This window comes from Citrobacter sp. Ce129 (assembly GCF_030334545.1).
Lineage (GTDB): Bacteria > Pseudomonadota > Gammaproteobacteria > Enterobacterales > Enterobacteriaceae > Citrobacter > Citrobacter europaeus.
This window is the reverse complement of the sequence record NZ_JAOWDS010000063.1, coordinates 12637-27019: the sequence shown is the minus strand read 5'-3', so window position 1 is coordinate 27019 and position 14383 is coordinate 12637. Positions and strand designations below refer to the sequence as shown.

Below are 14383 nucleotides of genomic sequence, written 5' to 3'. Positions count from 1 at the left end.
GCCGGTGGTACCAAGTGGCTTATTTTCCCGACGCCTTTCTGACGCAAATGCGTGAAGCAATGCCTTCCACGCTCTCATTCGATGATTTTCTCGCTGCCTGCCAGCGCCCGCTGCGCCGCAGTATCCGCGTCAATACGCTGAAAATCTCCGTTGTCGACTTCCTCACTCTGACTGCGCCTTACAACTGGTCACTCACTCCAATTCCCTGGTGTGCAGAAGGCTTCTGGATCGAACGCGATGATGAGGAGTCAGTGCCTCTTGGCAGCACCGCGGAACATTTGAGCGGTCTGTTTTATATTCAGGAAGCCAGCTCGATGCTGCCGGTCGCCGCGCTGTTTGCCGAAGGCAATACCCCGGAACGCGTAATGGATGTTGCGGCTGCCCCCGGCTCCAAAACCACACAAATTGCTGCGAAAATGAATAATCAGGGCACGATTCTGGCGAATGAGTTTTCCGCCAGTCGTGTCAAAGTCTTGCACGCCAACATCAGCCGTTGCGGGATAGCCAATGTCGCGCTCACCCATTTTGACGGACGGGTATTTGGCGCAGCATTACCAGAAGCCTTCGATGCCATTTTGCTGGACGCCCCCTGTTCCGGTGAAGGCGTGGTGCGTAAAGACCCCGATGCGCTAAAAAACTGGTCGCCAGAAAGTAATCTGCAAATCGCCGAGACCCAGCGCGAACTGCTCGACAGCGCCTTTCATGCCCTGCGTCCCGGTGGCACGATGGTTTACTCGACCTGCACGCTGAATCGTGACGAAAATGAAAACATCATGCAATGGTTGATTGAGTCCTACCCGGATGCCGTCGAGTTTTTACCGTTGGGCGATTTATTCCCGGAGGCCGAACGCGCCCTGACGCCGGAAGGATTCCTGCATGTATTCCCGCAGATCTACGATTGTGAAGGTTTCTTCGTTGCGCGTTTGCGCAAAACGGCCTCCATTCCTGCGTTACCCGCGCCGAAATACAAAGTCGGTAACTTCCCGTTCACTCCGCTAAAAGGACGTGAATCCGCCCTTATCACTGAGGCTGCTAACGCCTGTGGATTGCAGTGGGAAGATAGTCTGCGCCTGTGGCAGCGTGATAAAGAAATTTGGCTGTTTCCAACCGAGATTGAACCCCTGATTGGCAAAGTTCGTTTTTCCCGACTCGGTGTCAAACTGGCTGAAACGCACAATAAAGGATACCGCTGGCAGCATGAGGCCGTAATTGCTCTTGCCAACCCAAATCACAGCCATGCGTTTGAACTGACCCTTGCCGAAGCCGAAGAGTGGTACCGTGGCCGGGATATCTACCCACAAACCGCGCCGACTACCGATGATGTACTGGTTACGTTCCAGCATCAGCCGCTCGGCCTGGCAAAGCGTATTGGTTCGCGATTAAAGAATAGCTATCCACGCGATCTTGTCCGGGATGGCAAACTCTTTACAGGATAACGCACGTTTTTACTGGCGCTTTTGCTAACGTTGGCTACGCTGAAAAATGGACGCCCTAACTGGTCGTACCACAACCAGCAAATAAACGGAGAGCACGATGATGAAAACCAGTGTGCGCATTGGCGCTTTTGAAATCGACGACGCCGAATTACATGGCGAATCGCCAGGGGATCGAACGTTAACCATTCCGTGTAAATCCGATCCGGATTTATGTATGCAACTGGACGCCTGGGATGCCGACACCAGCGTCCCGGCCCTTCTTAACGGAGAACATTCGGTTCTATTTCGCGAGCACTACGATCGTAAGTCAGATGCCTGGATCATGCGCCTTGCCTGATTCAAAAAGAACCCGTCGCCAGACGGGTTATTTCCTGGTTAATTTCCCTCATCTATTAACATCTTCTACACTACAGGTATGGCTTTACCCTTTGAGGATGGAATGTTCACGCTGGTTCTTTTTGTGTGCTACCTGGGCGGCGGTTGTGAAGATATCGTTGTTGATGTCTACAAAACCGAGCAGCAGTGCCTGATATCGATGGACGATCAGCGTATTCGTAACGGCGGATGTTTACCCGCGGATGACTATATCGACAGCTTCTGGCGTCCGGCCCAGGAGTACAGCGATTTTTGATTATTGCAGTTGCACCAGCGTTAACTCGCCTCCAAATACCGCTCCGGTATCAATATAGTGCAGATTCTCGTAATCCAACCGTTGGCGCAATGGCGTGTGGCCAAACCAAAAGTGATCCGCGCCGCGAATGCCGTTGCCTTTATTCATTAGCCTTGAGCGATCCCACAGCACCCGCTGTAAATCGATATCTTTTTGCCACTGATAATCATCATCAGGGTAATCTGCGTGGGCAATGACATGAATGCCATTGCTGCAACGCAGCTCCAGAATCCAGGGTAATTGCTGACATTCTTCAAGAGCGAATTTTGCCGCTGGCTGCTCCGCCTGTGCAAACCACGAACCGCCATTCATAAACCACAGCGATTGCTCCCCCATTGCCAGCGCATCCAACCCCATTTGTTCATGATTCCCTCTGACCGCGACAATCCAGCTTTTACGCAGTAATTTCAGGCAGCGCAAACTGTCAGGCCCGCGATCGATAACATCTCCCACTGAAACCAGCAGGTCCTGCCACGGATCAAAATGACAGTGGCGCAATTTAGCCATCAATAATGAGAAGCAACCGTGGATGTCCCCGACCACCCAGACGTGACGCCAGCGCGTCGCTTCCACTCTCTGATAGGCATTGTCAGGCAGTCCCATTTGACCTCCTGTACACAAATATTGCCCTGTTCTTAATTAAACCTTAGCAGTAAAAAACAGAATGACCGAACCAGACGTCGTGGCCCTACGCTATCCGCGCGTCAACGAGGTACAATCGCAACAGCTTCCAGTTCTTCTTCCAGTTCAGCGACTAAAAATTGCAGGTCATAATCAGGTGCATTACGTGCACAGGCTCTTTCTTCTCTTTTCTGTTTACGACACAACTCCTGATAAAAATCATTAACCGCAGGGATATTCCCGGTAATTTTTATTACATCATGTTCATGATAAAATAGTAACGGTGGCCCGCCTTGGGTGTTAAATGCAACAGCCTTAAGCGGCGTGATCTCCATTGCCTCAATAAAGCCTTTGTCACAACTCAATATTCCAGGAAAAAAATACCGCTCATCCTTTCCTGTATTGAATGTGAGTGCCTGTTCTAAATACCTACAGTGAGTCAAGTCCCAGGCCATACCTCGTAATGCCGGCCACAGATTTTTCGATTTTTTATGTATTTTGTTAAAAAACCTAAAGTCAGTCCCTCGCTTAAAAAACTCACTCGCCAGGATCAATTCTCTTGTCGCCAAAAAGCAAGCTTTGGTGTGAGCAAAACTTAAGAGATCGATTAGTTTATTCTTAAGCGATCTGGCAGGCGATTTTATTTGTATGATACTCATCATAAGAACATAAGCGTATACGCTATCGTGCCTGTCTGTTAACGCACGCCTGAACTCAGAGTTTCTGTTTTTGGTGAGCATTGAGCTAAAATGTCTGTCTGTATTGAGAAAAAGCTCACCTTGAGATATCTTTGAGGTCAATATTCCACTGCTTCCAGACTTAACGAGATCAACATCTTTTATAAATTCGTATCCCATCAACTTGTCAAATATTTTATGGTGATTATCTTTTTCATCCAGATTTTTAAGATTCTCCAGTTCATATAATACTGAGTCTACTTGCGTATTCTTATGTGAAATAAATTTAAATATTTCTTCAATATCATCATCCAAACCAGAAACTTTGCCATTAATATATGGTCTGAGATAGCTTAATGCCTGACTATCAAGGGATATGGAGTAGTCTATTTTAAATGTAGAGTGCCCTTTCTCACTGAACATTTCCTCTATGGTTTGGGGATCCATCACGAAAACATTTTCATCATTGAATAAAGAGCGGATAGACGCCCCATGCTCGAATTTCTTGTTAGTTTGAAAACCCGGATATGGCCCTTTAGGCGATGAAAAGACAAATTTATACTCAGGAATTAATGGATAGAAACTGGTATATAGTTTTAATGATGCAGAGAGATCATCAGCATTACCAATCTCCATCACAAGCCTTTCTTTTAATTTTTCCATTTCTTATGTCTCTTTATCGAGAAACTAAGTCCATGTATCAGGGACCAGAACTTCATCAATTGATGGATAATCATACCGCTATTGAGAGAGGCGTGTCCAAGCCTCTGAGGAACAAGCATCAACTGAAATGCCGGCACATCAGCCGGATCTCAGGAAAAACGGGCATCACGATCTGATTTTTTTCTGTGCAAATGAAGTGTGAATGTTAAAAACAGTATGGTATAACGAAGAAATCCCGAAAGTGATATGCGGAAAAATTTCGGAAACTTTCAGACGTTATGTCCTAAGTTATTGAAATAAAATCCACATAAAAAGAGACCGAATACGATTCCTGTTTTTTCCAAAATTATTTTTTATCCTTTATTTTCAATGCAATAACAAACCATTAGAACAAAAAATGCACAAATAAAGGTGTGTTTTCAAGCATTAAAAATCATATAGTTAGCCAACATTTCGGACATATTCGGACCGGTTTCGGACAGTTTTTCCTTCCAAAATTGAATGCGCTGACGCCAGCAAGCATAAAATAGAACAGATAAGCCGAAGTGTTCAGGAAATGTTTGAAGAGGCTGATATGTGGATGAATGATTTCTTAAATCTCTAACCAGATAGCCCAACAACAGAGGGAATAACCAGATTAATTCCATGTTTTCTATGAGTTAATATCTGTATTAATATAGCTGTGCATATTAGTTCTAAAGGCCACATTAATGTAACTCTGTAGCTCAACACATAATTCGTTTCTGCCGAAACGTGTAACGGCTGTTATTAAATTCATGGATTTATCATTGATATTCAGTAAATTGTCTCCTTGATTCATCATCCTCAAGGTACTCAAAAGAAAGAAGGCGAATCTTGGTAAGTTTATAAAACCACTCGCAATCTTTTCGTTGAATAATTTCGCCAGGTTTGAAACATATCCCGGATGTCACCCGGATAATCGCATATTTACCATTACTAAACCTGACCCGGTGAATGCAGAAAGGTTGACCGGCCTGCCCGTGACAGCTATTCGACAGAATATGTCCTTCAATAAAAACAGATTTTTTAGATTTCATTATCATACCCTCGACAACTGCAAAACAGGATAAACATTGTCATTTCCCGACATCACTTACGTTAAAAGGCAGAAGCTGATCAGCCGCCGATACACCAGCATTCTGAAGGTCTGAACAACAGTCCGCAGGCAGGGCACTCAAGAACTGCATCTTTTCTTAGTTTACCTGCTTTCTGATCAGCTTTGTGTGCGCATACCGGGCAGGCAACATGAACCGGTCTTTCTTTAAAATACCTGAGCCCTTTTGTATAAGACATAAATAATTCTCTGAGGGATACAGTAATTATTATACGCTTTAATATAAAAATAACTGGCATAAGTTATGTTAAGTTGTGTCTGAATCAGGATATCAAATATTGAAAATTGAACGTCTGATTTATGATACACTACCCTTCCGTGAGAGATTTATAATGAAATCAGAAGACACCCTTGACTGGTATCCGGCACAACTACCGCCAGTGAAAATTATTCTTGGCGAAGCCGTGCTGGCTGTGGGTAAACAGGGCCGACCGATTAATACCCGCACCTTGCTGGAATACCTTCAGTTCATGCAGGACAAACAAAAAAGGCGGGATGACAAAATCGCCATGCAAACTGCGATTGATGTTCTCAGGGATAATCAGCGCATTAACGGCAGACGTTAATGCGCCTCCGGACTCAGTGTCAGTTCTGAATGATCTCAACCATATGGTTTTGTCCATCATCCTTCAGCGGTATTCTGTCATCAGGGAGGAGAACACCATCCAGTGTCACGCGATATTCTGCATCGCCGCGTGAGACACTAATTTGATAATGGCTTTCGCCATATTGATAGCTCATAGAAAAAGATGTCCACCCATCCGGCAACCTGGCATGAACCGTAAAGTCAGCACCGGAACGTTTTATCCCCAGTAATTCCTCGGTAAGTAAACGCCAGGCCCAGCCTGCAGAACCAGTATACCAGCTCCATCCTGCACGTCCGGTATGGGGAGCGACACTGTAGACATCAGCACTCATGACATAAGGTTCAGCTTTATAAATCCCGGCCGAATCTGTATTCAGAGTATGATTTATCGGGTTGAGCATTGACCAGAGTTGCCAAGCGCGTTCGGCATTCCCCATTCGGGCAAATGCCATCACAGCCCAGATAGCGCCATGTGTATACTGCCCTCCGTTTTCCCTCACACCAGGCAGGTAACCCTGTATGTAACCAGGATTTGGACCGTGCCCATCGAAAGGAGGTGTTAATAGTTTTATCAGTCCCCCCTCGTTATCCACAAGGTGCTTATCCAGCGCCTGCATGGCCATTGCGCACCGTCCCGGGCTTGCGGCCCCGGACAATACAGACCAGCTCTGCGCAATCGCATCAATCCGGCAGTCCTGTGAAGCCTTCGACCCCAGGGGAGTACCATCGTCAAAATATCCACGCCGGTACCATTCACCATCCCAGGCGTGGGCTTCGAGATTGATTTGCAGGCGCATAGCCTGTGAACGGCACATTGAGGCGACGCTTTCATCCAACCTGCGATCAGCCAGCGCCGCAAACTGCTGCAAAATGTCGAACAGGAAGAAGCCCAGCCAGACGCTTTCACCTTTGCCTTCAATCCCCACCCGGTTCATGCCGTCATTCCAGTCACCAGCCCCCATCAGCGGCAGACCATGCTCCCCGAACTGTTGTCCATACTTAATGGCTTTGACGCAGTGTAACCAGAGTGTCTCTTCGGTACCGCTGATCACCGGCGTATCATAGGCAGACTCTTCACCAGGCTGAAGCGGACGTCCCTCCAGATAAGGAATACGTGTTTCCAGTACATCCATATCCCCCGTCGTTTCGACATAGTGGCAAACGGCAAGCGGAAGCCACAGATAATCATCGGAACAGCGAGTGCGCACTCCGTTGCCGTGTGGCGGGTGCCACCAGTGCTGTACATCACCCTCAATAAATTGCCGTGATGCACACAGGATTATCTGTTCTCGCATCCGGTTCGGATCAGCATGGCTCAGCGCCAGCGTATCCTGCAGTTGATCGCGAAAACCAAATGCGCCGCCGGACTGGTAGTAACCGCTGCGAGCCATCAGGCGACAGGCTACCGTCTGGTACAATAGCCAGCCATTCACCAGTAAATTTACCGATGTGTCGGGAGTGTTAGCCACAATTTTATCGAGCACATTGTGCCAGTGGTTGTGAACCCGGTTCAGCTCCTCGCGGACCGTCTCCTCATTCATATAACGGGCAAGCGTCTCCTGAGCTCGAATATGATTCTCCTCTGCGCCTAGGATAAAAATAAACGTCCTCTGATCCCCATCAATTAATGTTACCGCCGATTGTACTGCCCCGCAGGGATCCAGACCGGCGCCCGTTTTACCTGAAAGCCTGCGTAGCTTCATGACCGACGGGGCGTGCAGAGAACCATTACGACCGATAAACTCCCGGCGGTCCCCGGTCAACGAACAGTCATTACCGCTGACGGCAAAAAAGGCAGTACGACCGCTACCGTTATCGCCATAAAAGTTGTTCGCCAGCACTCCGCAGCCGCCAGGTGGTCTGGCCGCATGTGTCACAATGTGAGGGGCTGAGCGAGTTCGTGTTCCTCCGAGCGTCCACTCCACATAGCCGGTGACGGAAAGTTTGCGTGTCCGACCCGAAGAGTTACTGAGCGTCAGGAGCGCCAGTTTAACCGGCGCCTCTTCGGCAACCAGGACCGTCAGCTCGCTGTCTATACCATTCTCTCGATGGGCAAACACGCTGTAACCAAAACCATGGCGGGTCAGGTAATCACCATGTCCGCGAACAGGTAAAGCCGTCGGTGACCAACACTCACCACTCTCTTCATCGCGCAGATAAAACGCCTCGCCGCTGCGATCGCTCACAGGATCGTTCTCCCACGGTGTCAACCGGTATTCATGTGCATTCTCATACCAGGAGTAGGCCTGTCCCGCCTCTGAAATCACAGTGCCAAAACGGGCATTTGCCAGTACGTTTGACCAGGGTGCCGGTGTCTGCGCATCTTCCCGCAGAACAATCTGATATTCCCGACCATCCTGAGAAAATCCACCGTACCCATTGAAATGGCATAACTGACTGATATCGGGACTCCAGTCCGTATGTTGATTACGCTCGCGTACAGCCCGTGGAATGAGTGCTCTGGCCTGAGGTTTAAGGGTATGAGTACGCTGATTAAGCTGCTCATTGATACTACCTGTGCGGTCATCAAGATAAAGACAGGCCACGCTCATCAAAAGCAACTTATCCTCAGCAGAGAGATGCTCGCCATTACGAACAAAAATACCGCCCGTTTTGTCCAGCAGACTGGCTTCAGACCCGGCATAAACTAAGTCCATAATCTGATTTTGTAAGCCCTGCTGGTAGCCGCCGGGACTGTTATTCAGGATAACCAAATCAACATCCAGTCCTTTCTGTCTCCAGTAACGGTGTGCCTGAATCAGTGTGGTCACTGAAGCAATACTTTCCTCGCTGGTAATACTGATCAGCACTATCGGCAGATCACCTGAAATTGCCCAGCCCCACAGACCGGACTGACCACGCCGGTTGCGGCTGATCGCCTGGCCTTCGGCGCGCAGCTCCTGGACAGGGTAAAGCACCGCGCTGGCAAGACGATTAAACAAAGTGGCATCATCTTCACTGGCGTTCATCTGGCGTAACACCACCAGACTGTGAGACCAGGCCAGTTCAAATACGCGATCAGCGATAGGGTAATCGCGGTATTTTTCCAGCAATGCTAGGCTCTGCTGGCGGGTCTCGCTGATGCCATAAATGATATCAATCGTGACCGGCTGCCCCGGCTGCAGAGTGATGGCGTGGCGTATTGCCAGGATCGGATCCAGCACTGACCCCGACGTGTTGCTGAGCGCTCCGCCTGCCTTTATTGCCTGGGCATCCGCAGGGTTTCTGCCACGACCAAGAAATTTTGCCCTGTCTGTTTCAAACGAAACGTTATGACGGTTATCGCCATGCACCACCATCATGTGAAACAGGCAGGGACTCTCTTCACCCGGAGAACGCGGGCGCCGGTGGCAAAGAATAGCGTCACGCTCAGGATCCAGTTCCGTCTGAATAAACAAATTGCTAAATGCCGGGTGTGCCAGATCGCTGGCTTCAGGCGCCAGTACCACTTCGGCATAGGTTGTCAGTTCCAGAGAGCGAGGCTGGCGACCACGATGAATCAGTGTGAGTCGTCGCAACTCAATATCATCCTCTGGGGAGATCACAACCTGAGTTTTGATGCTGAGCCCATCGAAAGAGCGTCTGAATTCAGCACTCGCATCGGTGAATATCACTTCCTCGTCATGCCCGCTGGTGTGGGCTGTCGGTTGCCAGGTATTGCTCGACACATTCCCCGTCTGTATATCGCGGATATAGCAGAATGCTCCCCAGTTATCGCGGGTGGTATCACTGCGCCAGCGCGTGAGCGCAATATTATTCCAGCGACTATAGCCGCCGCCGCCCGTGGTCAACATCAGATGATAATGGTTGTTGGACAGCAGTTGAATATCCGGGGCCGGCGTGTCCACGCCATAGAAAATACGGGGTTCATAGCGAACGGGTTTGACCCTGCCCTCATGAGATTCAAAATGACGGCGCGGACTGTACAGATCGACTGCATCCGGCACGCGTTCCTGTAACAGCAGGCTCGCTGAGCGGAAGACCGTACTGGACATGAAGCGTTCAGTCATCGGGGCGTCAAGCAGCACATGAGCCAGCGCCTGAAACGCCATCCCCTGGTGATGCGCCATCCAGGACTGAACCACCGCATAGAGCTGACCGGTTGCGAGGCGTGAGGGAGTATAGTCCAGCGCTTCATAAAAACCGTATTCACCAAGTGCGCCATTTTTTTGCAGCCTTATCAGGTTCTCACAGGCTTTCTGTGGGGAAACCATCAACGCCAGCAGTGTGGCGTAAGGGGCGACAACCATGTCATCAGCAAGCCCCCTGCGCAGGCCGAGACCCGGCACACCAAATGCCTGATATTGATAATTATGCTGAACATCAAAAGCATGATAACCAGACTCTGAAACGCCCCACGGTACTCCGCGTTCTTTCCCCCAATGAATCTGGCGCATAACCGCCGACTGACTCATTTCATCGAGCAGGCTGCCAGGCCAGGTGGGCATTACCAGATTCGGCATCAGGTATTCAAACATTGACCCGCTCCATGACATCAGGGCTGTTTCATTGTCAATGGTGGTGAACAGTCGCCCCAGCGCGTACCAGCTTTTAAGAGGTAGCTGATTAGTGGCAATGGCAAGGAAGCTGGTCAGGCGGATTTCAGACGGCAGAAGATCGTAGTGGCTCTTGTCAGACATATTCGTGTCACAGTTATAGCCAACACTGAGCAGACTGGTTGCTTCGCTGTACAGAAAGGCGAAATCCATCCGGGCATGCTCATCCAACCGTTGTTCAAGTTCAGTGATAATATTGAGTCGCATCCGGGCCTGCTCCGTCGCTGACGCCGGGGGGGTTCCTGCGCCAGTAAATGTTGCGCGGGCAAGCTCGCACAAAGTCGGCAGCGTCTGTTCGTTCCAGGATGCGGGTAACCAGCCAAGCAGCAGCGACCACTCATGGCAAACCTGAACCAGTTGATGCTCCAGATGTCCTGCCCAACGCATCTGAAGAGGAGATCCCTGATGGCATAGCGTGTTCAGGTGATTGCACTGGGTGCGCATATTTTTCAGCTCGCTGAAAAATGTCTGCGGAGAGAGCGACACCGCGCTCAGGCAGTGTTTTCGCAGCAACCGCAAGCTGTCAGGCGGGTTCTGACCCCACTGTTTTTCCAGAATATCCAGCGTATCGTTCAGTCCTGCCAGTATCTGTTGGCGGTTTAAAACTGGCTGATGACGCATGGCGGACAGCCCTGCACGCAGTGTCAACAAATGCCCTGCCATGTTGCCGCTGTCGACGCTTGAGATATAGCGTGGGCTGAGGGGGGCCAGCGTACGAGTGTCATACCAGTTGTAGAGATGGCCCCGGTAGTGCTCCATTTTATCCATTGTGTCGAGCGTGAGCGACACGCGCCGTAGCACTTCCCCGCCGGGCAGGTAGCCAAAGTCCCATGCCGTCAGGTTAGCCATGAGGGAAAGGCCAATATTGGTAGGAGAGGTTCGATGGGCCACCGTCGGCTGCGGTATTTCCTGGTAGTTATCAGGCGGAAGCCAGTTCTCTTTTTCTGTTGCAAAGGTTTCAAAAAACGCCCAGATTTCACGGCTTGTCTGGCGCAACAGCTGTTTTTGTTCCGGATTGGGCGAAAACACCTTACGCGCAGGCTGGCGACTCAGCCAGCTCATCAGCAGCGGTGCCACACACCATAACAAACCGATCGGCAACGCAATCCCCAGCAGTTGTGGAGCAAATTGTCCGGTCAGTATTATCAGCATCACACCACATGCAACATTCAGCCACATCGCCTGATAAAAACGCGCGACAGTGGGTCCGGCCTGATTGCTGTCCAGGCTGTGGCTGAACCACTGGCTGAGGTGACGCCTGCTGATCCCCAATCTCCATAACGTCACGGCGATCGCTTTTAGCGAATATCCGGCTTCGTGCGGCAGTATCGCAAAATTAAGGCCGATACCTGACAAACGCTTCAGCGCGCCCGCCCCTACCAGTAACAGATGCGGCTTCAGGCGGCGACGCAGAGGTTTATGCAGCAGGTCATAGGTGATGCAGAGGATGGTTGGCAACAGCCATATCAGCGACAGTACGCCCAGCCAGTAAACCGGATTAGGTACCCCTAGCAGTGTGAAGAACAGCAATACCAGTAATGAAGGGGCGACCAGACTGCGACGCAGATTATCGAGTAATTTCCAGTAAGAAAGCGCGGTCAGCGGATTCCTGGTCCGGGTTCCATCGGCTCTTCTGACACGTGGTTTCAGCCAGTTAAGCAGTTGCCAGTCACCCCGGATCCAGCGTGAACGGCGTGCAACATCCGACAGATAATTATTCGGGTACTGTTCATAGAGTAACACCTCACTCAGCAGACCCGAACGTGCATAGCATCCTTCGAGTAGATCATGGCTGAGAACCAGGTTTTCCGGGCAGGTGTTGGCAGTGGCTTGCATAAAAATGTCAACATCGTAAATCCCTTTGCCCACGAACGATCCTTCCCCAAAAAGATCCTGATAGATATCCGAAGACATCATCGAATAGGGATTATTGCCTGGTGTGCTGCTGCGCATGGCGGCGTAACGTCCCTGACCGTTGCGTGGTATCTCCTCCGCAAGGCCGGGTTGTAAAATGCCAAATCCTTTGACAACCCTCTGGCGTACCGGATCATACTCTGGCGTATTCAGCGGATGCGCCATCGTCGCGACCAGTTTGTGCGCCGTATCGCGCGGCAGCACCGTATCACTGTCCAGGGTAATGACGTATTTAATGTGGCCCGGTAAAAGGTTAGCAGGCATGTCTGCAACGCTGACGAATTGTGTCCCCGGATGGCGCAACCAACTATTCAGTAACGCCAGTTTTCCCCGCTTGCGTTCATAGCCCATCCACGTTCCTTCCGCGGGGTTCCATTCAGGCTGGCGGTGTAGCAGATAAAAACGTGGGCGGCTGGAGGGATAGCGGCGATTCAGCGCCTGCGTATCGGCGATCGCCTGTCTGAGCAGCATCTGGCTTTCCGGCGAGGGTTCATTTGCAGAATCAGCGAAATCAGTGAGCAGCGCAAACCTGAGATTTTCGTTTTCATTCCCCAGCCAGCAGACTTCAAGACTGGTGAGGAGCTGGCTGAAACTTTCGTGGCTGGTCAGCATGCAGGGGATGACTAACAGAGTGGCGCTGTCAGGGGGAATGCCGGTTGAGAAATCCATCCGCGGCAAGGGGCGAGGAACGCGAAAACGGGTGGTTGCGTCACTGAGTAAATCGCTCATTAACTGAGTTACAGCGATAATCAGAGGGAATATCACCGCGATCAACAGCCAGTCTGCGCCCTGCATGGCTGTTTCGTGCAAAATCGTTGCGGTCGTTGCGATTGTCAACAACGCCAGGCTTCCAAGCCATGACAGCAGGGTTATTCTGTTGAAACTGTGCCGCAAGCGCATGAGCCTTGAGGTGTCTGCTAACAGATGAATTTCCAGCGCCTGCCGACCTTCGCCTGCGAGATAATAACCAACATGATGTTCCAGTGTATCGGGAGCACTGTTCCCTGAAAGCGTCAGCACCCTGTCAGCAACTTCAGGCTCGCTGAGACCACTGTCCCTGGCCAGGACCTCAACAACGTGCCGGTAATGATCCCGGGTATTGAAGTGCATCCGGGGATAGATACCGGCAGGATCATTGCGTAATGCCTGTTCGACGACACTTATCGTTTCGGCGAAATCAGCCCAATCCGTTTCACTCAGTAATCGCAGACCCGCGATGCTGTTACTGACAGATAGCTGGCTGGCGGCAAGCTGTTGATTGAAATTATGTATGAGAACGTCGGTGGTGATCCCCTGTTCCCGAAGGCACTGATCAACCCAGGTCAGAGGTAACGACAACGCATTGCCATGCCCCTGCAGGCGCCGCACCAGCTCTGCGACAAACGCACTGGTTAACGTAGGTCGGGAGCGTGCCATATCGGCAACCACCATGATTAAATCGCCAGGGGCATTCTCTGCACATTCGAAAATCCTGGTTATCCACGTATCGGCAAGGTTTCTGTCCTGCTGCGCATTTATCACTTCCATGCTGATACGACGAAGATTTTCAATCAGCGCCAGGCGCAGCATTCCCGGTAGCGCCCAGACTTCACCTAGCGTCAGCGGTGTCACCTGTTGATAGGCAGTGAGATAGCTGGTCAGGCTCGCGGCATCCCAGCGGCCATCACCGTGAGCAACTGCCTCAGATGCGATATGATAAATTCGTGGGCAATTCAGCGGCGACATCAGCGACGGAAGACCTTTACCAAAGCTTTTCGGCAAGTGCTGGCGGACCGTGCGGATTTGTTCCTCAATAAGATAATAATTGTCCAGCAACCACTCCCCAGCAGGCATGATGCTGGTCTTTTTACCCGCGTTAAACTCATAACAGCTTTGGGTGATGATGGCCTCATTCTCGCCGAGTCTTTTTAGAAGATAATAAGGATGTTTATCCGGCGATAATTTATGGGTCCGGGCGAGCTTCTGACCATAGCGTTCCATCTGGGCGGTCGAAAAGAGTTCTGACTGCAGAGTGCTTTCACCGGCAGGATCGTTCGCCGAAAACGTTACGCTTTCGGTAGCATTCATCGGAATATGGGAGCGGTTAAACCACGCCCTGGGGTTCATTTTCATAGCATTGCTCTGA

Annotated in this window: 10 protein-coding genes; 5 read left to right on the top strand and 5 right to left on the bottom strand. The window is 50.5% G+C overall.

The window, feature by feature from the left end:
- The first annotated feature begins 14 nt into the window (after positions 1 to 14).
- The 3 genes from rsmF (at position 15) to OGV77_RS13470 (ending at position 2067) form a co-directional block, all read left to right on the top strand.
- Positions 15 to 1436, top strand: coding sequence for a 16S rRNA (cytosine(1407)-C(5))-methyltransferase RsmF (rsmF, locus tag OGV77_RS13480; protein WP_072033342.1), 1422 nt, complete (start codon positions 15 to 17; stop codon positions 1434 to 1436).
- A 100-nt stretch (positions 1437 to 1536) separates the two neighbouring features.
- Positions 1537 to 1773 (top strand): YebV family protein, encoded by a 237-nt coding sequence (locus OGV77_RS13475; protein WP_029139506.1) that lies wholly within the window; start codon positions 1537 to 1539, stop codon positions 1771 to 1773.
- Between the two features lie 102 nt (positions 1774 to 1875).
- Positions 1876 to 2067: a YdfD/YebW family protein gene (locus OGV77_RS13470; RefSeq protein ID WP_016152779.1), complete on the top strand. Its 192-nt coding sequence runs from the start codon at positions 1876 to 1878 to the stop codon at positions 2065 to 2067.
- On the opposite strand, the gene pphA is transcribed toward OGV77_RS13470, so the two are convergent.
- A complete protein-coding gene (gene pphA / locus OGV77_RS13465) occupies positions 2068 to 2709 on the bottom strand; it encodes a protein-serine/threonine phosphatase (RefSeq protein WP_043016682.1) in 642 nt (213 codons plus the stop codon). It lies immediately after the preceding gene.
- 101 nt (positions 2710 to 2810) lie between these two features.
- Positions 2811 to 4067 carry a hypothetical protein gene (locus OGV77_RS13460; RefSeq protein ID WP_286502756.1) on the bottom strand — a complete coding sequence of 419 codons (1257 nt, stop codon included), beginning with the start codon at positions 4065 to 4067 and terminating at the stop codon, positions 2811 to 2813.
- 496 nt (positions 4068 to 4563) lie between these two features.
- Between OGV77_RS13460 and OGV77_RS13455 the strand changes: the two genes are divergently transcribed.
- Complete coding sequence (locus OGV77_RS13455; protein ID WP_286502760.1) at positions 4564 to 4671, top strand: DinI-like family protein; 108 nt, start codon at positions 4564 to 4566, stop codon at positions 4669 to 4671.
- A gap of 181 nt (positions 4672 to 4852) precedes the next feature.
- Here the strand turns inward: OGV77_RS13455 and OGV77_RS13450 are convergent, their stop codons facing one another.
- Positions 4853 to 5125 (bottom strand): hypothetical protein, encoded by a 273-nt coding sequence (locus OGV77_RS13450; protein ID WP_172313143.1) that lies wholly within the window; start codon positions 5123 to 5125, stop codon positions 4853 to 4855.
- A gap of 79 nt (positions 5126 to 5204) precedes the next feature.
- Positions 5205 to 5381 carry a YnfU family zinc-binding protein gene (locus tag OGV77_RS24750; RefSeq protein WP_216350677.1) on the bottom strand — a complete coding sequence of 59 codons (177 nt, stop codon included), beginning with the start codon at positions 5379 to 5381 and terminating at the stop codon, positions 5205 to 5207.
- A 153-nt stretch (positions 5382 to 5534) separates the two neighbouring features.
- On the opposite strand from OGV77_RS24750, the gene OGV77_RS13445 reads away from it, so the two are divergent.
- Positions 5535 to 5768 carry a YnaE/YdfK family cold shock protein gene (locus tag OGV77_RS13445; RefSeq protein WP_080625052.1) on the top strand — a complete coding sequence of 78 codons (234 nt, stop codon included), beginning with the start codon at positions 5535 to 5537 and terminating at the stop codon, positions 5766 to 5768.
- Between the two features lie 19 nt (positions 5769 to 5787).
- On the opposite strand, the gene OGV77_RS13440 is transcribed toward OGV77_RS13445, so the two are convergent.
- Positions 5788 to 14370 (bottom strand): glycoside hydrolase family 94 protein, encoded by an 8583-nt coding sequence (locus OGV77_RS13440; protein WP_286502755.1) that lies wholly within the window; start codon positions 14368 to 14370, stop codon positions 5788 to 5790.
- Between the last annotated feature and the right edge of the window lie 13 nt (positions 14371 to 14383).